The sequence below is a fragment of the Chryseobacterium salviniae genome (assembly GCF_035819015.1).
Taxonomy (GTDB): domain Bacteria; phylum Bacteroidota; class Bacteroidia; order Flavobacteriales; family Weeksellaceae; genus Chryseobacterium; species Chryseobacterium salviniae.
In genome coordinates this window covers 24,156-47,972 of sequence record NZ_JAYLAA010000017.1, presented here as the reverse complement: position 1 = coordinate 47,972, position 23,817 = coordinate 24,156, and the positions used below count along the sequence as shown (strand labels likewise).

Annotated in this window: 26 protein-coding genes; 14 read left to right on the top strand and 12 right to left on the bottom strand. The window is 37.6% G+C overall.

From position 1 onward, the window contains the following. A partial coding sequence (locus tag SOP96_RS03850) for a T9SS type A sorting domain-containing protein (protein ID WP_326319870.1) occupies positions 1–2,353 on the top strand: 2,353 nt, incomplete at its 5' end. A 290-nt stretch (positions 2,354–2,643) separates the two neighbouring features. Here SOP96_RS03850 and SOP96_RS03845 read toward each other — a convergent pair. From SOP96_RS03845 to SOP96_RS03835, 3 genes are read right to left on the bottom strand one after another with little or no spacing between them, the layout of a single operon-like run. Continuing rightward, a complete protein-coding gene (locus SOP96_RS03845; protein ID WP_326319869.1) occupies positions 2,644–3,039 on the bottom strand; it encodes a DUF7674 family protein in 396 nt (131 codons plus the stop codon). 44 nt (positions 3,040–3,083) lie between these two features. Further along, the gene (locus SOP96_RS03840) at positions 3,084–3,215 is read right to left on the bottom strand and encodes a hypothetical protein (protein WP_326319868.1); all 132 of its coding nucleotides are present in this window, start codon (positions 3,213–3,215) and stop codon (positions 3,084–3,086) included. Positions 3,216–3,270: 55 nt separating this feature from the next. Continuing rightward, complete coding sequence (locus SOP96_RS03835; protein WP_326319867.1) at positions 3,271–3,627, bottom strand: DUF7674 family protein; 357 nt, start codon at positions 3,625–3,627, stop codon at positions 3,271–3,273. A 378-nt stretch (positions 3,628–4,005) separates the two neighbouring features. On the opposite strand from SOP96_RS03835, the gene SOP96_RS03830 reads away from it, so the two are divergent. The 4 genes from SOP96_RS03830 (at position 4,006) to SOP96_RS03815 (ending at position 9,151) form a co-directional block, all read left to right on the top strand. Continuing rightward, a complete protein-coding gene (locus tag SOP96_RS03830) occupies positions 4,006–5,019 on the top strand; it encodes a nucleoid-associated protein (protein ID WP_326319866.1) in 1,014 nt (337 codons plus the stop codon). Between the two features lie 254 nt (positions 5,020–5,273). Further along, positions 5,274–7,466 (top strand): ATP-binding protein, encoded by a 2,193-nt coding sequence (locus tag SOP96_RS03825; RefSeq protein WP_326319865.1) that lies wholly within the window; start codon positions 5,274–5,276, stop codon positions 7,464–7,466. Positions 7,467–7,494: 28 nt separating this feature from the next. Continuing rightward, a complete protein-coding gene (locus tag SOP96_RS03820) occupies positions 7,495–8,046 on the top strand; it encodes a biliverdin-producing heme oxygenase (protein ID WP_326319864.1) in 552 nt (183 codons plus the stop codon). Between the two features lie 178 nt (positions 8,047–8,224). Further along, positions 8,225–9,151 (top strand): malate dehydrogenase, encoded by a 927-nt coding sequence (locus SOP96_RS03815; protein WP_029294870.1) that lies wholly within the window; start codon positions 8,225–8,227, stop codon positions 9,149–9,151. A gap of 149 nt (positions 9,152–9,300) precedes the next feature. Here the strand turns inward: SOP96_RS03815 and SOP96_RS03810 are convergent, their stop codons facing one another. Next, the gene (locus SOP96_RS03810; protein ID WP_326319863.1) at positions 9,301–9,840 is read right to left on the bottom strand and encodes a GNAT family N-acetyltransferase; all 540 of its coding nucleotides are present in this window, start codon (positions 9,838–9,840) and stop codon (positions 9,301–9,303) included. Between the two features lie 42 nt (positions 9,841–9,882). Next, on the bottom strand, positions 9,883–10,206 hold the full coding sequence (locus SOP96_RS03805; RefSeq protein ID WP_326319862.1) for a hypothetical protein: 324 nt from the start codon (positions 10,204–10,206) through the stop codon (positions 9,883–9,885). 441 nt (positions 10,207–10,647) lie between these two features. Between SOP96_RS03805 and pafA the strand changes: the two genes are divergently transcribed. Further along, positions 10,648–12,294, top strand: a complete 1,647-nt coding sequence (gene pafA, locus SOP96_RS03800) for an alkaline phosphatase PafA (protein WP_326319861.1) — start codon at positions 10,648–10,650, stop codon at positions 12,292–12,294. 194 nt (positions 12,295–12,488) lie between these two features. On the opposite strand, the gene SOP96_RS03795 is transcribed toward pafA, so the two are convergent. The 7 genes from SOP96_RS03795 to SOP96_RS03765 form a co-directional block, all read right to left on the bottom strand. Then, positions 12,489–13,085 carry a Crp/Fnr family transcriptional regulator gene (locus SOP96_RS03795; protein ID WP_326319860.1) on the bottom strand — a complete coding sequence of 199 codons (597 nt, stop codon included), beginning with the start codon at positions 13,083–13,085 and terminating at the stop codon, positions 12,489–12,491. Between the two features lie 246 nt (positions 13,086–13,331). Then, positions 13,332–13,643 carry a barstar family protein gene (locus SOP96_RS03790; protein WP_326319859.1) on the bottom strand — a complete coding sequence of 104 codons (312 nt, stop codon included), beginning with the start codon at positions 13,641–13,643 and terminating at the stop codon, positions 13,332–13,334. Positions 13,644–13,645: 2 nt separating this feature from the next. Then, positions 13,646–14,281 carry a matrixin family metalloprotease gene (locus SOP96_RS03785; protein WP_326319858.1) on the bottom strand — a complete coding sequence of 212 codons (636 nt, stop codon included), beginning with the start codon at positions 14,279–14,281 and terminating at the stop codon, positions 13,646–13,648. Beyond that, entirely contained in the window at positions 14,281–14,784 is a 504-nt protein-coding gene (locus tag SOP96_RS03780; RefSeq protein WP_326319857.1) for a ribonuclease domain-containing protein, read from the bottom strand. Before SOP96_RS03780 ends, SOP96_RS03785 begins: the two co-directional genes overlap by 1 nt. Before the next feature lie 164 nt (positions 14,785–14,948). After that, the gene (gene nadE, locus SOP96_RS03775; RefSeq protein WP_326319856.1) at positions 14,949–15,740 is read right to left on the bottom strand and encodes an NAD(+) synthase; all 792 of its coding nucleotides are present in this window, start codon (positions 15,738–15,740) and stop codon (positions 14,949–14,951) included. Between the two features lie 56 nt (positions 15,741–15,796). Continuing rightward, a complete protein-coding gene (locus SOP96_RS03770; RefSeq protein ID WP_326319855.1) occupies positions 15,797–16,324 on the bottom strand; it encodes a GNAT family N-acetyltransferase in 528 nt (175 codons plus the stop codon). A gap of 5 nt (positions 16,325–16,329) precedes the next feature. After that, complete coding sequence (locus SOP96_RS03765; RefSeq protein WP_326319854.1) at positions 16,330–16,968, bottom strand: leucine-rich repeat domain-containing protein; 639 nt, start codon at positions 16,966–16,968, stop codon at positions 16,330–16,332. 50 nt (positions 16,969–17,018) lie between these two features. Here SOP96_RS03765 and gldB point away from each other — a divergent pair, with 50 nt between their 5' ends. The 8 genes from gldB (at position 17,019) to SOP96_RS03725 (ending at position 23,560) form a co-directional block, all read left to right on the top strand. Continuing rightward, entirely contained in the window at positions 17,019–17,999 is a 981-nt protein-coding gene (gldB, locus tag SOP96_RS03760) for a gliding motility lipoprotein GldB (RefSeq protein WP_326319853.1), read from the top strand. 62 nt (positions 18,000–18,061) lie between these two features. After that, a complete protein-coding gene (gene gldC, locus SOP96_RS03755; protein ID WP_072885393.1) occupies positions 18,062–18,388 on the top strand; it encodes a gliding motility protein GldC in 327 nt (108 codons plus the stop codon). Positions 18,389–18,511: 123 nt separating this feature from the next. Further along, positions 18,512–19,651, top strand: a complete 1,140-nt coding sequence (locus SOP96_RS03750) for a cystathionine gamma-synthase (RefSeq protein ID WP_326319852.1) — start codon at positions 18,512–18,514, stop codon at positions 19,649–19,651. Positions 19,652–19,737: 86 nt separating this feature from the next. Next, positions 19,738–20,178: a GNAT family N-acetyltransferase gene (locus tag SOP96_RS03745; RefSeq protein WP_326319851.1), complete on the top strand. Its 441-nt coding sequence runs from the start codon at positions 19,738–19,740 to the stop codon at positions 20,176–20,178. 74 nt (positions 20,179–20,252) lie between these two features. After that, positions 20,253–20,756 (top strand): DinB family protein, encoded by a 504-nt coding sequence (locus tag SOP96_RS03740; RefSeq protein ID WP_326319850.1) that lies wholly within the window; start codon positions 20,253–20,255, stop codon positions 20,754–20,756. A gap of 188 nt (positions 20,757–20,944) precedes the next feature. Beyond that, complete coding sequence (tnpA, locus tag SOP96_RS03735; protein ID WP_326319849.1) at positions 20,945–21,370, top strand: IS200/IS605 family transposase; 426 nt, start codon at positions 20,945–20,947, stop codon at positions 21,368–21,370. A 66-nt stretch (positions 21,371–21,436) separates the two neighbouring features. Further along, positions 21,437–21,985, top strand: a complete 549-nt coding sequence (locus SOP96_RS03730; RefSeq protein ID WP_326319848.1) for an L-threonylcarbamoyladenylate synthase — start codon at positions 21,437–21,439, stop codon at positions 21,983–21,985. Positions 21,986–22,138: 153 nt separating this feature from the next. Continuing rightward, entirely contained in the window at positions 22,139–23,560 is a 1,422-nt protein-coding gene (locus SOP96_RS03725; RefSeq protein ID WP_326319847.1) for a CCA tRNA nucleotidyltransferase, read from the top strand. Positions 23,561–23,817: the final 257 nt, after the last annotated feature.

The following is a 23,817-nucleotide window of genomic DNA, read 5'->3' as shown; positions in this document are numbered from 1 at the left end:
AACCAGAACATTCATTATTACGCAGCCTGCCAGTGCAGTAAGCGGGACAACGGTAGTAACCAACGTAGTATGTAACGGCGCTTCCAATGGAGCAATCAATTTAACACCAGCAGGAGGAACAGCACCTTACACCTTTAACTGGGGTGGCGGAATCACAACCGAAGACAGAACAGGGTTAGCAGCTGGAACGTACACCGTAACCATCACTGATGCAAACGGATGTACCGCAACAGTTAACGCCACAGTAACGCAGCCTACGGCTCTAAGTGCGACTACTTCCCAGACGAATATCGCATGTAATGGCGGATCTACAGGAGTAGCAACTGTTAACGTTTCAGGAGGAACAGCACCTTACACGTATTCATGGTCTCCATCAGGAGGAACTGCAGCAACGGCTACAGGACTATCCGCCGGAACCTATACTGTGACTGTTACAGATGCCAATGCATGTACATTAACCAGAACATTCACTATTACGCAGCCTGCCAGTGCAGTAAGCGGCACAACGGTAGTAACGAATGTAGCATGTAACGGCGCTTCCAATGGTGCGATCAATTTAACACCAGCAGGAGGAACAGCACCTTACACCTTTAACTGGGGTGGTGGAATCACAACCGAAGACAGAACAGGGTTAGCAGCTGGAACGTACACCGTAACCATCACGGATGCAAACGGATGTACCGCAACAGTAAGCAGAACGGTAACACAGCCTACGGCTCTAAGTGCGACTACTTCCCAAACGAATATCGCATGTAATGGCGGATCTACAGGAGTAGCAACTGTTAACGTTTCAGGCGGAACAGCACCTTATACATATTCATGGTCTCCATCAGGAGGAACTGCAGCAACGGCTACAGGACTATCTGCCGGAACCTATACTGTGACTGTTACAGATACTAATGCATGTACATTAACCAGAACATTCATTATTACGCAGCCTGCCAGTGCAGTAAGCGGGACAACGGTAGTAACCAACGTAGTATGTAACGGCGCTTCCAATGGAGCAATCAATTTAACACCAGCAGGAGGAACAGCACCTTACACCTTTAACTGGGGTGGCGGAATCACAACCGAAGACAGAACAGGGTTAGCAGCTGGAACGTACACCGTAACCATCACGGATGCAAACGGATGTACCGCAACAGTTAACGCCACAGTAACGCAGCCTACGGCTCTAAGTGCGACTACTTCCCAGACGAATATCGCATGTAATGGCGGATCTACAGGAGTAGCAACTGTTAACGTTTCAGGAGGAACAGCACCTTACACGTATTCATGGTCTCCATCAGGAGGAACTGCAGCAACGGCTACAGGACTATCCGCCGGAACCTATACTGTGACTGTTACAGATGCCAATGCATGTACATTAACCAGAACATTCACTATTACGCAGCCTGCCAGCGCAGTAAGCGGCACAACGGTAGTAACGAATGTAGCATGTAACGGCGCTTCCAATGGTGCGATCAATTTAACACCAGCAGGAGGAACAGCACCTTACACCTTTAACTGGGGTGGCGGAATCACAACCGAAGACAGAACAGGGTTAGCAGCCGGAACGTACACCGTAACCATCACGGATGCGAACGGATGTACAGGAACAGTTAACGCAACAGTAACGCAGCCAACAGCTCTAAGTGCTACAACTTCCCAGACGAATATCGCATGTAATGGCGGATCTACAGGAGTAGCAACTGTTAACGTTTCAGGAGGAACAGCACCTTACACGTATTCATGGTCTCCATCAGGAGGAACTGCAGCAACGGCTACAGGACTATCCGCCGGAACCTATACTGTGACTGTTACAGATGCCAATGCATGTACATTAACCAGAACATTCACTATTACGCAATCTGCTCCGATAGCTGCTCCGACAGGAGTATCACCTCAGAATTTTGCTCCGGGAAGTACTCTGAGTGCTTTGGTGGTAACCGGTCAGAATATCAAATGGTATGCTTCGTCTTCAGACGCACAGAACCATGTAAACAGTCTCCCACTCAGTACAGCTTTGGTAAATAATACCACTTACTATGCGACGCAGACAGTAGGTTCTTGTGAGTCTACGGTTTCTCTGGCAGTGTTGGCAATCAACAGTACGCTTGGTGTAGCTGATAATACAAAATCAAAATCTCAACTTCAGATTTATCCTAATCCTGTGAGAGATATTTTGAATATCAGCGGACAGGAAGTGATTACCAAAGCAGTAATTATTGCTGCTGACGGAAGAAAAGTAACTGAAAAGAAAATGCAGTCAGGAGAAAGAAGTATTGATGTTCAAGCTTTGCCTCAGGGAATGTATCTGATTCAGGTATTTACAGAAAGCGGTATGCAAACTTTCAAATTCATTAAGAAATAATTTTCATACTTCTTAGATCATTTTAATAAATGATTAAAAAAAGGGATTGTCTATTAATTTAGGCAATCCTTTTTATTTTCTAAGATAAAGTCTATTGAATATGAAATTTATTAATAGAGAATAACTTGTTGTTAATAGTGTTTTCAGCTGCTTTTTCAGGATAAAAATACATGAGAATTAATTATATAGTTTAATCTAAAGCTTTTCATACATGAATTTCAGATAATCAAAGGTTAATTTAAATAATTACGGCGAAACCAAAGGTTTCGCTGTAATTATTTTGGAATATTTTATTTACCAAAAAATATTTTATCCTGCTGTTGCTGATCTTCATAGATAAATTGGAAGCTTACCGGCATATTTTGATACAGAAGTTCCCAATGCTGAATTTTAGTATGTTTTTTAAAGCTTTCAAAGGATCTTACAAAAAGATTTTCAATAATATCCCTTATATAAGAATTGCCGTTTCGGTAGATCAGGTGCATAAGCTTCATGTGATGGGAAATGATATTTATCTTTGCCTCCAACAGAAGACTTTTTAAATAATTGATAGTTGCCTGAATAATACCTGCGAAATTATCCTGAATGGAAAGTTGTGAAATTTCGGTGCGTAAAGGCGGATAAAAAAACTTTAAATATTCAACAGCTATTTTTTGATCAATAGTTTGCATCGTAGCATTCATCATAATTAATTTCAAGTACTTTACTTACACGAAAATCGTACCAAAGTTTATAGAAACGCTACAAAAATAAAAGCCCCGATAATCACGGCAATATGTGTGGCAAGAATTCCGATATCATGTCTTTTTACTGAGTTTTTATATGTTTTCCAATCTGATATTCTTCTTATTTTTGATTTCATAAATGTTGTTTTAATTTTTTAATGTCTTGTATAAAAAAGCTGGGAATGTACTGAATCAGATACTATGACTATAAATCTGTCTGGCATACACTTTTTGAAGCATAGGGGAAAGATGGGAAAAAATCATATCGCGGTATTCTTTACTACAGAAAGCGGTGCAGCTGTCCAGTGAATACACAAAAGAATTTTCAATTGCGCTTTTCATCATGGTATCACCATTGCTATACAATTCGTTCATTTTTTCAACACATTTCAGTAAGCAGCTTGTATCATTCTGCCGGATCATAGTTTTCATCTTTTCCGTTAAAAAACCTATGATGTGATACGAGTTTTGGATTTTTGTTTCCTTAAGGTCGTTGCATATTTCGGGTATTGCAGCGGTTATTTCCTGAGTGGCCTGTAAATAGTTCATATATTTTGTGATTTGGTTACAATATTTTAATTAATGCACTTATAATGACAACCACCGGAAATATAATAAGAAGCAGATGGTATGTTTTTATGCAATCCTGGGCTTTGGACTTTCTGCTTTTGATTCGTTTTGAGGGATTGATCCGGTCTAAAGTCTTTAAGTTCATTGTCTTGATTTAAATATTCACAATCATAATGCCAAATTCCGGGCCTGTGTGGGATGTTGTTTTATATTGTTTTGATAATCAAAATATTATTTTATAGGCAGAGCGTCCGGCCAACAGAAAAACCATATCAAACTGATAAGGTTTTTGTCAAAATGAAATACTGTTAATTGTATGATATTATTAATATCTTTGCAGTCCAAAATATTCAGGAGATGTTTTCAAAAATCGTAATGCACAGAGTAGGAAATAAAATCAACGGAGAATCTTTAATGCTTTCTCAGGAAGAGCTGCAGTTGGATGAAGGAATGGCAGAGCTGCTGGAAAATTATTTTCTGGGTTCTTTTAAATCAGAAGAGACATTCCATTTTTACAGCGATTCTTATCTGGTGAATAATCCCGTGTACAGCTCTGTATCTGAAATTTTTGATGACAAAGCCAAGTTTCTCTGGGAAGCGGAAAATATTGCCAAACACCTTTTTGAAGCAGCCGAAAACCCAAGAGTTCAGGGAGGAGAATTATTCATTGTTTATTTTGAAGACGAAAGAGAAGGCACTGAAAAAGTGGACAAAATCGGAATCTTTAAAATGGAAAAAAGAGAATCTTTCCTTAAAATTTCTCCGCAGGAAGACCGTTTCGTGATAGAAAAAGACCAGGGAATCGGGCTCTCCAAAATTGATAAGGCTGCCCTTATTTACAACAACGATAAAGAAACAGGATATGTGCTTTCAGTAGTCGATAACAACAAAAATGGGGATATGTACTACTGGTTTGAAGATTTCCTGAAGGTAAAACAACGCGATGATGAATACTTTCATACTCAGGAAGCGCTTATGGTTTACAAAGATTACATCACCAAGCAGCTCCCGCAGGAATTTGAAGTTTCCAGGGCAGACCAGGCAGATTTTCTGAATAAATCCATCAATTTCTTCAAAGAAAAAGAAGAGTTTAATCTGGATGATTTTAATAAGGAAGTACTTCAGGATGAGCATGTAATAGAAAGCTTCGTGAATTTTAAAACCGATTATGAGCAGGATATGCAGATCAATATTGCAGAAGAATTCCCTATCAATGAAACCGCTGTAAAAAAGACCCAGAGGCATTTTAAAAGCATTATAAAATTAGATAAGAATTTCCATATTTACATCCATGGCGACCGCCAGAAAATCGCACAGGGAGAAGATGAAAAAGGGAAATATTACATGCTGTACTTCGAAAAAGAAGTGTAAGTATCTTTCTTGTTGGCCGATGTATTTCAGCAGCAGGCATGGCTATTTTAAAATAAGTCTAAATAAAAAAATGTATTTAACTGAAAATAAAGTATTTAAACTGAAATTAAAAGACGCGATTTTCTTATTTTAATCTTATTTATCCAATTTATAGTAAGAAAAATTCAATTTTTTTTATCGTGTGGTATGTCTTTCATTTAAAAAAGTATTTCAGCTTTAAAATTTTCTTTATATTTGGTTAGTCAAAGTATTATATGAATTTTGTAGAGTGTCATGAAGAGCCTATCCATATTCCGGGCTATATACAAAGTTTTGGCTATCTGATTGGCATTGACGCAGAATCTCATTCCATCACTTTTTTCAGCAAGAATATCGAGGATATTTTTACAATCGGAAGTTCCGAAGAACTTTTTGATAAAAAGCTTACGGATTTTCCGGAAATTTTCGGCAGTATTATTAACTCCGATATTTATAAATCCCTACCTGATTTTACAAGAAGAGATAACGAAACATTTTTCGATAAAGTCTTGATAGGTAAAGAACAGTATCATTTTTTTGCCTTTAGAAACAGGGGGAATATTTTTCTTGAATTTGAAAAAGTTCTTGTAAATCCCAACAAGCAGATTACCAATAAATACGATAATTTTTACATTGTTGAAAATGAACACGAAATTTGGGATCAGCTTCTTAATATATTATCAAAAATTGTGAATTATGACCGTATGATGGTCTATAAATTCATGATGGACGGTTCGGGAAAAGTTGTGGCTGAAAAAAACAACAATAATCTCGAAAGCTATCTTGGGCTTCACTATCCTGAATCCGATATCCCTATCCAGGCAAGGGAACTTTACCTTAAAAAAAGAAAAAGAATTTTCAGCAATGTGCATGCAGAACCGGTACCGCTGTTAAGCAAAAAGAAGGAAAATATAGACCTTACGTATTCAACCTCACGGGCAATGTCTCCCATTCACGGGCAGTACATCAAAAATTCGGGTGCTTCTTCAAGCTTCAGTGTTTCCATTATTATTGATGATTATCTTTGGGGCCTTGTCACCTGCCAGAATTCGGAGCCGAAGCATATTGACCTTGAAGACCGGGTTCAGGCCGGGATTTTCACGGCACTGGCATCCAATGCATTTTCATCCTTTAAAGCAAAAAGTGAGCTGAATTACCGCCTGGAGCTTAATGAAGAGGTGCTTCGCTTAAAATCTGAATTTTTAAAATACGATACTTTACTTGAATCTTTAACGGAGAATAAGACAGAGATCAGGAAGCTTCTTGAAGCCGATGGACTGGCAGTTGTTGCAGATGAACAAATCATTAAGGACGGAAGCACGCCGGATGAATCTGCTATCAGTAAAATTGCAAAATGGGCTCATGAAAATATTGAAGACAACATTTACCTCAGCAGAACTTTCCTGAAAGACTACGGCCAACAGCTTGGTCTGGATGAAAAGACTGCCGGTGTTATCATTTATTTCATGGAACGAAATAAAAATAATATACTGATCTGGTTCCGTAAAGAATTTGATGAACATATCAACTGGGCAGGAAATCCGGAAAAGAAAATTCAGGTAGTCAATGAAAACGGCGAAGAAAAAATGGTGGTTTCCCCAAGAAACTCTTTCAAAATATTTACCGAAGATATTAAAGGAAGCTCAACCAGATGGAATTCCAGGAATATCCTGGCGCTCCAGGCGGTACGGGATCTTATTTTAGAAGCATTACACAAAGATTATAATACGATTAAAAGGCTCAACGACGAGCTTAAAAAAGTAAATGAAGAACTCGACAGTTTTTCATACACCATTTCCCATGACCTGGGAACGCCGCTCACGGTAATGAAGCTGAACGCACAGATGCTTCTTAAAACTCTGATAGACGAATCTGAGAAAAGCCGCAACAAAATCAATTCCATTATTGAAGAGATCGACAGTATGGCGGAAATGATGCACGACGTTTTACAATTAAGCCGTGCCAAACACAGCGAAATTCAGCTTGAAAAGCTTGCAACGCTTCAAACCATAGAAAAGATTTGTGAGAACGCTAAAATTACTTTCGGCACTCCGAAAAGTGAAGTTATCATTAAAGCTTGTCCGGAAGTACTTGCTGATAAGACCATGCTCCATCAGGTATTTTTAAACATCATCAACAACGCAATAAAATACTCTTCCCAACAGGAAAAACCGGTGGTGGAGATTGAAGGTTCCGAACAGGGCGAGATGGTAATCTACAGAATCTCAGACAACGGAATCGGTATTCCTGAAGAAAACAAACATAAAATGTTTAAAATCTTTAACAGGATGGATAATGCCAAAAAATTCAAAGGTAACGGAGTAGGGCTATCTATTGTGCACAGAATTATGAAGAGAATCGGCGGTGATGTCGAATACGAAAGTTCGCCGGAAGGCACTTCATTTATCCTAACATTTAAAAAACCTTAATTATTATTTAGGGGAATATCAAATCCTTATGACTGTATCAGAATATCTAAAACAGCATACGGCATCTTACCACATTGCTGCCGAAAAGCTTTTCAACTCGCAAAAAATTTTCAATAAAACATTTACTCTTGAAGATTACAAAAAAATTATTCACACCAATTACCTGATGCTTCTGCATTCTGAAAATAAGATTTTCAAAGAACTTGATAAATATTCAGAAAAACTGCAGCTCAGCGACAGAAAAAAGCTTCCTTTAATTGAAAAAGACCTTAAAAGTCTTTTGCTGGAAAAAACTGCTGCAGGAAATGAATTGGAATTGACCAGCCTGCACGAAGCACTCGGAGCGATGTATGTCATAGAAGGCTCTACTTTGGGTGGGAATGTCATTGCCAGACAGCTTTCCAAAACAGAAGGCTTTGATGATGTTACCTTTAATTTCTTCGGCTGCTACCATGAAAATACCGGAGCGATGTGGAAAAATTTTAAAGAAACCCTTGATGCCGAAGTTCACGAAAACAAATACGATGAGGTGTTATCCGGGGCCAGAAAGCTTTATACATTCCTGCTCAACGTCAATTAAGCAGCTTTTATACGCTAAATAACATTTTAAAGATAATTAAATTCCTGAAAGATTGCTCAATTTTTCAGGAATTGTTAAATTTGGGAGCTTTCAATATAATGACAAAGCAATTCAGGAAATAAATCAGAATGAAGCCGCAAGGTTTTGCAATAACAAATTAATAAAAAATAAATAAATTATGAAAGTAACTGTAGTAGGTGCAGGCGCTGTAGGAGCAAGCTGTGCAGAATACATCGCAATGAAAAACTTCTGTTCGGAAGTGGTTTTGGTAGATATTAAAGAAGGATTTGCCGAAGGTAAGGCAATGGATCTGATGCAGACGGCATCTCTTAACGGATTCGATACGAAAATTACCGGAACAACAGGAGATTACAGCAAAACTGCAGGTTCTCACGTAGCGGTTATTACATCCGGTATTCCAAGAAAACCTGGGATGACAAGAGAAGAACTCATCGGAATCAACGCAGGAATCGTAAAAGAAGTTACTGAAAATTTAGTAAAGCATTCTCCGGAGGTAATCATCATCGTAGTTTCCAATCCTATGGATACAATGGCGTATCTTGTACACAAAACTTCCGGTCTTCCTAAGCACAAAATTATTGGGATGGGGGGTGCGCTGGATTCTGCAAGATTCAAATACAGACTGGCGGAAGCATTGGAAGCTCCTATTTCCGACGTAGACGGAATGGTAATCGCGGCGCACAGTGATACGGGAATGCTCCCTTTATTGAGCAAGGCTACAAGAAACGGGGTTCCTGTAACGGAATTCCTTGATGCTGAACAACAAAAATATGTAATCGAAGAAACAAAAGTAGGAGGTGCTACCCTTACTAAATTATTGGGAACTTCTGCATGGTACGCTCCGGGAGCTGCTGTTTCGGTAATGGTTCAGGCTATTGCGTGCGACCAGAAGAAAATGATCCCTTGTTCTTTAATGCTTGAAGGGGAATATGGACAAAACGACATTTGCCTTGGTGTTCCGGCAATCATCGGTGCAAACGGTGTTGAAAAAATCGTAAACGTAACCCTTACTGCCGAAGAACAATTGAAATTCGCTGAAGCTGCCAATGCAGTAAGAGAAGTAAATGGCGATCTTAAATTTTAATAGATAACTTTTTATATATCTTGTAGAAACTCCGCGCCCGAAGGGCGCGGAGTTTCTTTTGTTACTTATAAATTTTAATCAAAATCAAATTTTAAAACCAATAAATCTCTGTTATTTTATTTGGTGCGCTATCAGAAACTTGATCAAAGCTACATCATCAAATCATAGCTCATAAAAATCGCCGTTTCCACAGAGTCATTATACAATTTCGTGTTGATTCCGGTTATGATAAATCCTGCTTTCTGAAAAAATTTGATTGCGTGGTAATTGGTGTTCTGGGTTTCAGCTTCTACCATTCGGCATTGCAGATCACGGGCTTCACGGTTGATTGCTTTAATGAGCATCCTTCCTATATTCTGACCTCTGAACGATTCATGTACCAGAATATCTTTGATACAAAAGCTGTTATTCCACTTTCTGAAATCACATACAGCCCAAGCTATAAGCTCATCATCATGAAATGCACCAAAAGAATAGCCTTTATTTATGATGGAATTTAACCTTTCAAAATCTTCATCGCTGAAATTCCGGATTTTGGTGTAATGCTGTTTTTTTTCTCTTACACTGAATTCAAATGTATTTCCCGCTCCGATGGCTGAAACAACATATATTTTTTCGGTAGTATAGCCGCTTAAGCCCCATTCCAAAACGGGATTGCCGGAAAGATGCCCAAGTTTTCGGATTTCCATTGATAAAATAAAATATTGTTTTGATTTATATGAAATGAATATTTAGCGTGCAGCTTTTGTGCTGAACATATTACCGCCCGTTGCGTAAAGCAAAACCTGCAAAATGATGAGAACCGAAATTACCGCCACTCTGATCATGGCGTTTTCAGCAAACCGGTTTCTGATGGTTTCCATATAGTTGATTTTTTCAATGGCAAATTCCTTAAGTCGGTCAATATCCGTAAATTCATTTACCTTTTTGATCTCCGAACTGATTTCAGCTTCGTTGAGCGTGGTGGCAACATTGATCAGGTTGATATTGCTTATAAAAAGCCATGCGAACAAAAGGATGGAAACTGATAAAAGAAGTGGGCGGAGAAGTTTCATTTTTTCTGTTTATTATTAAGGATTTGATATTTCCCAAATTTAAGTAATTTGAAACAAACTCCATACAAATAATGTACCTTAAAGTTTTTGAAACAATTAGAGCCTGTTTAAATTTTATTAAATACATTTTATAGCTTCGTTTTAATTTTTTAAATTAAAACAACCTCTGTTTATTCTTAAATTTAACATTAAGAATTTCAGTAAGTTAAATTTATTCTGATTAAGGAATCAATAGATTGATTTTTATTAAGTTTTTTAAGCTAAAAGAGCTTAATTTCTTAATGGTAAAAAATAAATTTAACAGGCTCTTATTTACCGCTTTATATTTTAATCCATATCAGATAATACATAGTATCCGTAATCTGAAACTTAAATTTAAACAAAATTTCATACACCAACATTTCAAAACCCGTAAATTTGCTCACAATAAAATGTAATTCAATGCTTAGGAAAATTTCGATTGCTGCGGCAGTGATTCTGTCTGTTTCGGCAATCAATGCGCAGAAGATTAAAAATTCCGGACTGGAAAGGCCGAAATTGGTGGTAGGACTGGTGGTAGACCAGATGAGATGGGATTATTTGTACCGTTATTATAACAAATACGGCAATGATGGTTTTAAGAGATTACTGAATACCGGATATTCTCTGAATAATGTTCATATTCCTTATGTGCCCACGGTTACAGCATTGGGACATGCCTGCATTTATACAGGATCTGTTCCGGCCATTCACGGGATTGCGGGAAATGACTGGACAGACAAGGAAACGGGTAAAAATGTATACTGTACCACGGATGAATCAGTAAAACCAGTCGGCACTACCAATGCAAAAGTGGGAAGCCACTCTCCGAAAAACTTATGGTCAACCACAATCAGCGATGAATTGAAAATAGCTACCAATTTTCAGGGAAAAGTAGTAGGTGTTTCTCTTAAAGACAGGGCTTCCATCTTACCGGCAGGCCATACCCCGAATGGTGCTTTCTGGTTTGACGACTCCACGGGAGATTTTATTACGAGCAGCTGGTATATGAATGATCTTCCACAATGGTTAAAAGCTTTCAATGCCCGGAAAATGCCCGAAAAACTCATTGCTAATGGCTGGAATACACTTCTTCCTATTAATGAATACACAGAAAGTTCACCGGATAATTCTTCGTGGGAAGGATTATTGGGAAGTGCAAAAACACCTGTTTTTCCATACAGCAATTTAGCTGCGGATTATAAAGATAAAAAAGATAATATCCGTTATACACCATTCGGGAATACATTAACCCTGAAGCTTGCCGAAGCAGCAGTGGAGGGAGAAAAGCTGGGAAGCGACGATGTGGTGGATATGCTGGCGGTAAATCTGGCTTCAACAGATTATGCAGGCCATAAGTTTGGGCCTAATTCTATTGAAGTTGAAGATGTATATTTAAGGCTGGATCAGGATCTTGCACAGTTTTTCAACTATCTTGATGCTAAAGTAGGAAAAGGGAAATACACTGTTTTTCTTTCTGCAGACCATGGCGGGGCGCACTCTGTAGGCTTTTTGCAGGAACATAAAATTACTACCGGATTTTTTGGCGACGGAATGGAAAAAAATATGAATGAAAAGCTGAAAGAAAAATTCGGAGTTGACAAGCTTATTAACGCAATTGATAACTACCAGATCTATTTCGACAGAAAGCTTCTTAAAGAACATCAACTTGATCTGGATGCAGTAAGAGATTTTACCATTGAAGAAATTGAAAATGATCCGAATGATCTTTATGCCGTTTCGGTAACAAAGGTACAGCAATCTACTATTCCGGAACCTATTAAACAAAGAATTATCAACGGGATCAACAGACAGCGAAGCGGTGATATCCAGCTGATTTCGCACGATTCAATGCTTCCCCCATATTCCAAAACCGGAACGACGCACAGTGTATGGAATTCCTATGATTCACATATTCCTTTAATTTTTATGGGATGGGGAATTCAGCATGGTGAGAGCAATAAGGCATATTCTATGACGGATATTGCGCCTACGGTTTCTTCTTTACTGAGAATGCAGTTCCCAAGCGGAAACATAGGAAATCCAATCACAGAAGTAATTGGAAAGTAATCTTAAAAAACTGTCTTAATTTTTTACCGTAAAAGGTACAAAAGAATAAAAGAATCTCAAAGTCTTAAAATTTTTTGATTTTTATTCTTTTGAAAGCCTTACTGTTACGGAGGTTTGTAATAACTTTTATCTCTTTTGCGGTTACAATAAATTAGCATAAAAAATCCTTAGCAATTTTGTTAAGGATTTTTTATTCAGACAAATATTTTGGTGCCGTCTATTTTCAGCATGTTCTGTTTTTCCATCTTTTTAATTGCACGGATAACGGTCTCTATCCGCATTCCGGTGAGTGAAGCAAGCTGTTGCCTTGTATATGGAATATGGAAAGAAAACTGATCATTAAATCCGAAATGGGTTTTTACATGGTTTAAAATAAGATTGAGTTTCGTAACGGGATCCTGAAAAGAAAACGGAGCAGCAGTAATATGCTTATAACGCATGCGGTCTGCGGTGTAAGAATACATGCTGAAGATCAGCTGAGGTTTTCTCAGAAGAAGCTCAATCAGCTTGTTTTTTTCCAGTTTTATAATTTCGCAGTAGGTAACGGCAATAGCATTCACCGCATATTTTTTATCGTGAAAGAGGTAGGTCTCTGCAAGACAATGACCATCGAAAGGTATCCCGTGGATAAACTCTTTGCCGTCTTCCAGGAAGCTGCTTATTTTTACAGTGCCGGTTTTTATTTGCAAATAATACTTCGGAGTGCTCTCTTCTTCAAAGATATATTCACCGGAATTATAATTTTGTTGCTCAGCGCCATGGGAAAACAAGAGGTTTTCGCATATGATCATAATCTAACTGTTATTTGTTTGAGATAAAATTAACAAATAAACATGTTGATTAAAAATTTATTAATACCACATACATGCCTTATACAGGGAGATACAGAGAATAACTCTAAAAATTACATTGTCTATTATTAACGGTATAATAACAACCTTTTTGCTTATGATTGATCAGTTGATGCCAAACGGTAAAATTAAAAGGCAGCACACCAATCCGTATACTGCCATTATATTTTATGAAATTATAAGTAATTATTCATCATCATTTTCCGGTTCTTCGTCATCATCATCGTATTGCTCCAGAAAATAAGTAAAGGTAAACTCATCCATTTCATCTTCCGCATCTTCAAGTACGGTAAGAAGATCTTCAAAAAGTTCGAGCTGATCTACCGTCATATTAACGAACTCAACATGAAGCGGCATTTCAAGTCCGCCTGTGATCACATCCGAAAGGGCATCCAGGTTATCTCCGAAATGCTCGGGAAGCGGAAGCTTTTCCTTTAGTTGTGCATAGAAGTCATCATAATCTCCTATATCTGTAAAATCTATATATACTGTTTTCATATTCACCTGAATTTCCAGTTTTTATTAATTAAAATTTGCCTGCATTTTTTACAAAATTCCGTTTCTTCATTGGTGAGGTTTTTACCTTCCGCATCCCTCATAAAACAGCTTTTTTCAGGACAATGTTTCAGCCCCTGCGTGTGCCCAAGCTCATGTATTGCAACTTTAAAGAGCTGTTCATTCCGGTTTTCTTTATTGAGCCTGAAACTTGATGCAATGCAGGCCGTTCCCGGCCTGAACCCCAATCCCAAAATCCCGAAATCTTTTATATTTCCTTTTGTCGCACTAATGTCTTTAGTTGTTAAACCAATGGTTACAAAATTCTTCTTTGTATTCTTGCTCAGAAAAGAAATGATAGAATCTGCACGGTAACGATCTCTCGGTTGATAATAACTGTTTTTTGGTAAATCAATCGGTTTAAGTTCTTTTACTTGCGGATACACCTTTTTGATTTCTTTCACCAACAATTCTATATCTCCGGAATTCATGTCTTTAAAAGGCTGTACTAAAATCGTAATGGGTTCTTTCTCTAGTATGGCTTTTTCCTTTTTTTCCGAACACGAAGATAAAACATATAAAAGCAATATATAAAATAGAATAATCCTGAATCTGAGAAATTCTTTAATTATCTCTTTCATTACTGCTTTTCAAAACTTTTGTAATGGTTCTTTGTGAGATAAACATCGCCGTTTTCTGTGAAAATAATACGGTCTGCATTCCTGTTTCCGCAGTGATAATTGACATCTGCCTCAAAATAGATCTGCCCTTCGGGTAAGGCTTTTTCCCTGTTCCCGAACCGGTCTCCGCCGATTGCTTTTCCCTGCAATATTTCGCAAAGATTTCCTTCAGAAGGTTTCCATCCCAATTTTCTGGCTTCATTTTTAGTAATGTAATATTCAGGAAGCGTATGGTTTTTCTTAACAAACCGGATAACGGTATTTTGCTCCGTAAGCTGTTCTATGGATTGCTGCTTTACGGAAGAATTGTCTTTTACTGAAGATCCGGCGCTGCTGTATTCTACAACAGGTTTTGAATTCCCCGTTTTCTTATCCTCAATAAAATTCCGGTAAATATACATCACAGACATCCCGAAAAGAAGTCCGATACAGATGAAAAACAGAGATCTTATTTTACTGTTCATAGTTTTAATTTAAAAAAATATAACAATCTAAGAATGGAACAATGTAACAATTAAAAGATGTAATAATATTTAATAAAATAACTAAAGATCCTCAGAGCCTGAAAACTCACTTTATCACATTGGTAAACTGCTACATTGTTACATTATCAAACTGTTCCACTAAATTACCCTCTCCATTCTTCCGGGATATCACAAATCGGAATAGGAACCATTTTATGTTTTGCGGCCTTATGCATTCTGTCGAAAATCATGAATACTTCTTTATCGCGGCCTTCATATTCTTCCACTGCTTTAGTGCCATATTCTTTCTGAATTTTTTCAAGCTCGGGATACGTGGCTCCGATCTGGTCTTCATCAGTTCTGTCTGCGTCCCAAAGCCCGTCTGTAGGAATGGCATTCTGAATGCTTTCAATCAGGTTCAAGGCTTTCGCAAGCTCATATACTTCAGTTTTATAAAGATCGGCAATGGGTGAAACATCTACACCGCCGTCTCCGTATTTTGTGTAAAAACCGATTCCGAAATCCTCCACTTTATTTCCCGTACCGCAAACCAGAAGTCCGTGAAGCTGCCCGAAATAATAAAGCGTAAGCATTCTGAAACGAGATCTGGTATTTGCCAGCGCCAGATTATTGCTCCATCTTCCTTCCACATGATCGTGAACAATATCTTCAAAGCTTTCAAAAACAGGAGTCAGGTTGATGGTTTTTCCCTGTACATTAGGAAATTTTTTCTTCAGGTCTTCAATATGATCCTGAGCACGGTTTACCTGGTCTTCTTTTTGGCGGATAGGCATTTCCAAGAGTAAAACCTCAAGTCCCGTCATTGCGCAAAGCGTAGAAACCACTCCGGAATCCACACCTCCCGAAACACCGATTACATATCCTTTTACATTAGCATTTACGGCATATTCTTTCAGCCAGCTGACAATATGGTCGATTACTTTTTGTGTCTGCATTGTCTATTTTTTAATATGTTGATATTTTAATTTTAAAATTAAATGTTTTGAAAAGATTATTGAATATAATTTTTACGATTCAGTTCGTACCAGAAGCAGATGCCATCCGGTTCGGAAAACTCTCCGGTTTTTATGAAGCCCAGTTTTTTCAGAATATGGTTGGAAGCCTGGTTTTCAAAATGAGCATGAGCGTAAATAACATCAATTTTTAAACCATTAAAACCAAAATCAAGAGAAGCCTTTGCAGATTCTGAAGCAAACCCTTTTCCCCAGTATTCAGGCATGAAACGATAACCGAGATCATAAACGTTTTCGTAGCCGTTCACTTCCTGCGTAAGAAACTTCAACCCGCTCCATCCAATCAGCAGTCCGCTTTCCTTTTCAATCACGGCAAGTCTTCCTACGCCATAATCTGCATATTGCTGCCGGATCACGGTGATAATGTTTTCAGTTTCACGGATGTCGGTAAGTGGAGGCATTCCGATGTATTTCATTACTTCAGGATGAGAATCCATGAGAAACATGCGTTCTGCATCGATTTCTTCAAATTTTCTAAGGATCAGTCTTTCGGTTTCCAGATACATGATGATTACTGTTGTTGAAACCCAAAAATGGTCACGTCTTTAGCTCCTTTTTTAATGTCGGCTTCCCGGATGGGATTTTGTTTTACATTCAGAGTTTCTAAATTCAGATTTTGAGAAATGTCCAGTTTTTGGATAAGATTATGTTCCAGGTTTATATTTTTGAGTTTTTTAAGGCCGCTGATATCAATGGCTTTAATTTTATTTAAAGATACGGTTAATTGGCTAATTGCGGGGGTTGATCTGAACAAAATATTTTCAATGCCATTGTCATCAAGATACAGTGAGGTTAGGTTTTTGAGGTTTTCAGCACTGAAGGAAGAAGTCTTGCACCGGGTACAGGAAAACAGCTGAAGGTGATCGGCATTTTTCAGTGAAAGTATTGGAATAGCATTGTCATCCAGCACAATCATTTTTGCATTTTTAAAATACCTGAGATCTTCTGCTGTTGTAATGCCTTTTCCAACCAGAAAAAGGTTTTCAACACGGTCGGCTTCAAACTGAATGATATTCCCGTCTTTATTAAGATCAAAATTTTCGATCACGGCTTTCTCAAAGTTTTTGTCTTTGAAAACAAGATTCTGACCATTGAGAAACGGGAATGCCGAAATCAATAGCAATGCGGATATTATTTTATTTTTCATCATCGTTTTATGTTTAAATCATTATTTTTGTAGACTTAATTTCATGTAAAAATATGAAGATTTTCAGAATTACTGCACTTTCAATACTGATCTTTTTAGGATTAAATTCCTGCACAAAAGAACCTGAAAATAAATGGAAGGTTGAAGTGAAAAATCCTGCGGAAAAAGTAGAAATTACCGATATTTCTAAAAAATTTTATGACCAGAATTTTCCATTGGCGCAATTTAAATCAGAATTTCCGTGGTTCCAGGGTACGGTAAGTGATGCCGATTTTGTAAAGCGCAGAGCAGATCAGGAAGAAATAAAAATTTACAAGGAAGCTATTGCTAAAATAGATGAAAAAAAGCTTCATGCAGACCTTCAGGATCTTTTTTCCCATATAAAATATTATTTCCCCGCATTCAAAAGCCCTAAAGTATTTCTCTTTTCATCGGCTTTACAGATGGTTCAGGATCCTATTTTTTATGATCCGAAAGGAAATCTGCTGTTTATTGATGTTACCGGCTTTATGGGAGAAGGAAACCCCAATTATAAAGGACTTGAAATGTATTTTCAGAAATCGATGAACCCCAATAATATCGTTCCTAAAGTAGCGCAGATCTTCGCAGAAGGCTTTGTAAAAGAATCTCCCGATCATCAGAAATTTATTGATATGATGGTTCTAAACGGAAAAATTATGATTCTTAAAGATGCATTTCTGCCGACTTATCCGGACTACCTGAAAATGAACTATACCCAGAAGCAATACGAATGGGCGATAGCCAATGAAGCCAATATCTGGAATTATTTTGTGGAAAATAATATCATTTTCGGGGACGATCACAGGCTGGAAGACCGTTTTATCGCTCCCGGGCCCTTCTCAAAGTTTTATACGGAAATTGATAATGAATCTTCACCGCAGGTCGGGATTTTTACAGGATGGCAGATCTGTAAGGCTTATCTTAATCAAAAGCCGGACGTAAAACTTCAGGATTTCCTGAATACCGATGCAACGGTTATTTTTAATCAGTCGGGATATAAGCCGAAATTATAAAAAATGAAGCCGACAGAAATATACGGCTTATACATATAGAAATTTAGAACAAATAAAATGTTATGAGAAAAACTCAGATTACCATAGATGTGGAATTGGACGAAAACCATATCCCAGAAAATATAACCTGGAACGCTCAGGACGGAGGAATCGAGAAGGAGGCAACAAAAGCAACGATGATTTCGGTTTGGGACGACAAAGCCATGGAAGCTTTGAGAATCGATCTTTGGACCAAAGAAATGCCGGTAGACCAGATGAAAATGTTTATCCACCAGATTTTAGTTTCTCTTGGAAATACCTACCAGAGAGCAACTGGTGAGGAAGATGTAGCACAATGGATGGAGGAAATGGCGGAAGAATTTGCTGTAAAATCGGCGATAAAAATGTAAAAAAGCTATTAGCATTTGGCAATCGGCAATTGGCTTTACTAAATGCTTATAAAATAATTATAAATTTTTGGTTTTTGGTTTAATGCTAAATGCCAAAAGCAATAAGCTTAAAGCAAAATTATTATGAATTTCAATACAAAAGTAATACACGGTGGGCAACACCACGAATCGGCAACAGGTTCTGTAAATGTTCCTGTATTTTTAACATCAACATTCGCACAGAAAAGCCCGGGTGTACATTCCGGGTACGAATATTCAAGAGCAGCAAATCCTACAAGGCAGGCTTTGGAAGATTCTTTGGCAAGCATTGAAAATGGAGCAAGAGGGCTGGCCTTCGGGTCAGGTTTGGCAGCCATCGACTGTGTTTTAAAATTATTAAATCCCGGAGATGAAGTTATTGCAGTAGATGATCTATACGGAGGAACCTACAGAATGTTTACCAGGCTTTTCGAAAAATATCAGCTGAAATTTACCTTTGTAAGCTTTGATGATGCTGCAAAAATTGCTGATATTATTACTGATAAAACAAAGCTGATCTGGGTAGAAACGCCAACCAATCCTCTGATGAAACTTGTTGACATTAAGGCTGTGGTAGAAATAGCAAAAGGAAAAGATATTCTGGTTGCTGTTGATAATACCTTTGCGACACCTTATCTTCAGCGGCCTATAGATTTAGGAGCGGATATTGTAATGCACTCTGCAACAAAATATTTGGGAGGGCACTCCGATGTTATCGCAGGTGCTTTGGTTGCAAAAGATGCAGAGCTGGGAGAAAAACTTCACTTCATTCAGTTTGCCAGTGGCGGAATTTTAGGGCCTCACGACTCTTATCTTGTATTAAGAGGAATTAAAACATTGGCATTAAGAGTTCAGAGACACTCGGAAAACGGAATGGCTGTTGCCCAATATCTTGAATCTCATCCTGTCGTTGACAAGGTGATCTACCCGGGTCTGGAATCTCATCCGCAATATGAGCTTGCCAAATCCCAGATGAAAGATTTTGGAGGAATGGTTTCTTTTACCTTTAAATCCGGTAAAAAAGAAGATGCCATTAAGTTTTTAGAAAGAGTAAAAGTATTCACCCTGGCTGAATCATTGGGTGGAGTAGAATCTCTGGCGAATCACCCGGCTTTGATGACCCACGCTTCCATCCCTGCGGAAAAACGGGCAGAGCTGGGAATTACCGATGATCTGGTACGTTTAAGTGTTGGAATTGAAGATGCAGAAGACCTTATTGCAGATCTTGAAAGAGCTTTTTCTTAAATTAAACTTGATTTTATAAAACACTTTATCAAAGCTATTTCTTACAGCTTTTATCTTTGACAAAGTATTTCAAATTCAAATAAAAAATGACAAGAAAAGCAACCAACACAGATGTACAGCAACTGGCTGAGCTGTTTGATCAGTACAGGATATTTTACCACAAAGCATCTGATATTCCGGCAGCAGAAAAATTTTTAAAAGAAAGAATCGAAAATAATGATTCCGAAATTTTTGTCGCTGAATATAACGGAAAACTGGTAGGTTTCGTACAGCTTTATCCGCTGTTTTCTTCTACAAGGATGAAGCGTTACTGGCTGCTGAATGATTTATTTGTCAATGAACAACATCGCGGAAAGGGATATTCAAAAGAACTGATTGAGGAAGCCAAGAAAATGGCAAGATTTACCAATTCATGCGGAATTCTTCTGGAAACCGGGAAATCCAACGATATCGGAAATAAATTATATCCTGCCTGTGGATTTGAAATCTATGATGAGGTAAATTTCTACGAATGGACGAATGAATAAATGAATATAACAATGAAATAATGTAACAGTTTACCAATAATTAATTGCTACACTGTTAAGATAAATTATTAACGATGACTGATTTTCAAAAATATATACAAAGATATTTAGACTTAATTCCATCCGAAAACTGGTTGGAAGAATTAAAAAAAAACGGAGAACAAACGGTTGAGCTCTATGCGCAGCTTTCGGAAGAACAATCACTGTTTGCTTATGCAGAAGGAAAATGGACATTGAAAGAACTGCTTTTGCATTTATCAGATACCGAAAGAGTATTTCAATACCGAATTCTTGCATTCTTAAGAGGCGATGAAAATGAGTTGCCGGGCTTTGATGAAGAGCTGTATGCGAGCCAGTCTTTTGCCAATGAAAGAAGTCTTGATTCTTTGGTGGAGGAATTTCAGTTAGTTAGAAAATCTTCTCAGATTTTACTGGAAAGTGCCCAATCTTCAGCCTTACAAAATATTGGTACCGCAAACGGGAATCAGATTTACGCAGAAACAGTAGGGAAGTTGATTGTCGGGCATAATCAGCATCATCTTAATATTATAAGGGAAAGATATTTGCCGGAGTTGTGATATTCAAAGTAAATAATGAAATTTCTTCGGTTTTAGCTTGTTATTTCTTGCTTTTGATTTCAAATTTGAATAACGTGGTCAAAGATATCAATAGAGACGGGCTTTAGCCCGTTTCTCATTTTATTACATTCATTTGGGCTTTAGCTTAAACTTAAAATAAATCTTTATTTTTGGCAAAACAAACACAAATGGCCTTTATTAAAGTTTATATCCACGTCGTTTTCTCAACAAAAAATAGAATTCCCTATTTAAATACTTCGGCATTAAGAGTAAAAGTATGGAAGCATATTAAAGAAAATGCTTCAGAAAAAAGAATTTTTGTGGATGTTGTTAACGGTTATTCTGATCATTGTCACTGTTTAATTTCTTTAGGCTCAGATCAAAATATCGGAAAAGTTATCCAATTGCTGAAAGGAGAATCTTCTTTTTGGATCAATAAAAACCAACTCACAAAAATTAAATTTGCCTGGCAGGAAGAGTATTTTGCCGTTTCTGTTTCAGAATCCATGGTTGATACAGTAAGGAACTATATAATCAATCAGGAAAAGCATCATCAACAGAAAACATTTGCTGACGAATGTAAGGAGTTTTTAGACAAATTTAATTTTAAATAAGCTTTGGCTGAAGCCAATTGAATTTTTTATCTTTGAAAGACGGGCTAAAGTCCGCCTCTATTCATTATGGAAAACATTGTACAAATACTAAAATCCGGCGGCATCATTGTATATCCCACAGATACCATCTGGGGAATCGGTTGTGACGCTACCAATATAGAAGCGGTCAACAAAATTTTTGAAATCAAAAAACGGGAAAAAAATAAATCCATGATCATTTTGGTTGAATCTGAAAAAAGACTGCAGGATCTCGTCGATGTTCCGGAAATGGCTTGGGAAATCATCGATTTGAGCGAAAAACCGGTTACGATCGTCTATGAAAATCCGAGAGGGCTTCCAAAAGAACTGTTGGCAGAAGACGGAAGCATCGGAATCCGGCTGGTAAAAAATGATTTTTGTAAGAGACTCATCACCAAACTTAATAAGCCATTGGTTTCCACTTCTGCGAATTTCAGCGGCGAAAAAAGTCCTTTGAAATTCTCTGATATTTCACAGGAGATTATTGATCTGGTAGATTATGCGGTAGAAGAAGACAGGGAAAAAGTATCTCAATATTCCGGTTCTTCAGTCATTAAAATCTGGAGTGACAACAGAATAAAAGTACTGCGCGAATAAGAAAAAAGATTTATTTATCTTTGCAAAATCATTCAACCATTAAGAAGTCGGAAATTAAGTTTTACACTAAAATCTGATTTCTTAGTGGTTTTAAGTTAAATAATAGTTGAGCTTTAATTTATTATTTAACAGTATCATTTAACATCTAAAAAAATGTTCATCAACCTAAATCAAAATAAAAACCTTAAACTTTTTAAAATAATTTCTGAAGTCGCAGAAAGAAACGGCCAGTCGGTGTACATCGTAGGCGGCTACGTTCGTGATTTGCTGATGAAAAGAAAAGCTTCCACAGATATTGATTTTGTAACCGAGCAAAGCGGTATTGAGCTGGCCCAAAACGTAGGAAAAGAAATTGATCCGAAGATGAAAGTTTCCATATTTAAAACGTATGGTACGGCCATGATCAGGTACAAAGACCTTGAGCTTGAATTTGTAGGCGCCAGAAAAGAAAGCTACACGGAAGACAGCCGCAAACCTGAAGTGGAAGGCGGTACCATTGAAGACGATCAGAAAAGACGCGACTTCACCATCAATGCAATGGCTATTTCTTTAAATAAAGAAAATTTCGGTGAATTAATCGATCCTTTCAACGGAATGGAAGATCTCGAAAAAGAAATTCTCAGGACACCGTTGGAACCAGCTCAAACCTATTCTGATGATCCGTTGCGTATGATGAGAGCTATTCGTTTTGCTTCTACATTACAGTTTCAGATTGAAGAAAAATCCCTGGAAGCTATTAAGCAGGAAGCGGAGCGTATTAAAATCGTTTCCATGGAAAGAATTATGGTGGAATTCAATAAAATCATGCTTTCCCAAAAGCCCTCTGTTGGGCTAAGGCTGATGGAAGAAACGGGCTTAATGAAACTGATTATCCCTGAGTTAATCGATCTTAAAGGAATTGAAGAAATAGAAGGGCAAACCCATAAAGATAATTTTTACCATACCCTGGAAGTGGTAGACAATATTTCAGAAAATACCGATAAGCTCTGGCTTCGCTGGGCAGCATTGCTTCATGATATCGGGAAAGCACCAACTAAAAAATTTGTGGAAGGAACAGGCTGGACGTTTCACGGACATGAGTTTTTAGGCGCAAAAATGGTAAAAACTTTATTTCAAAGACTGAAGCTCCCTTTAGGCCCGGATATGAAATATGTTCAGAAGATGGTAAAGCTTTCTTCACGTCCGATTGCTCTTATTACTGATGATGCTTCAGATTCGGCATTGAGAAGGCTTTTATTTGATTCCGGGGAAGACCTGGAAGATCTTTTTACGCTTTGTAAAGCAGATATCACCACCAAAAATTCCAAGAAGCAGGAAAAATTTAAAAAGAATTTTGAATATGTAGCGGTAAAAATTAAAGAAGTGGAAGAAAAAGACCAGGTACGAAACTTTCAGCCGCCGATTTCAGGAGAAGAAATTATGGCAATGTTTAATTTAAAACCAGGTCGCGAAATAGGAATTTTAAAGGAAAAAGTGAAAGAAGCCATCCTGGAAGGTGAAATTGGAAATGACAGTGAAGAAGCAAAACAATTCGTTATTGCAGAAGGAGAAAAGCTGGGCTTAACACTTGTTTAAATGTATTTCGGGCCATTCGATTATATTATCCTGACAATCATTGCAATTTTCAATGTTGTAGTGTTGAAATATGAAATCATAAAAAAACGCAATTGGATATTGTATCTGGTTGCGTTTTTGCTTTTCGGCATTATCATTCCCTTTTTTTCTATTTATTCCGAGGTTCAGAAAGCCATAAAAGGCCAGCTGTTTGTTGATAATTTTACATTGCTATATACCTATTTCAGATTTCCAATCTGGTGGCTGATAGGCTTGGT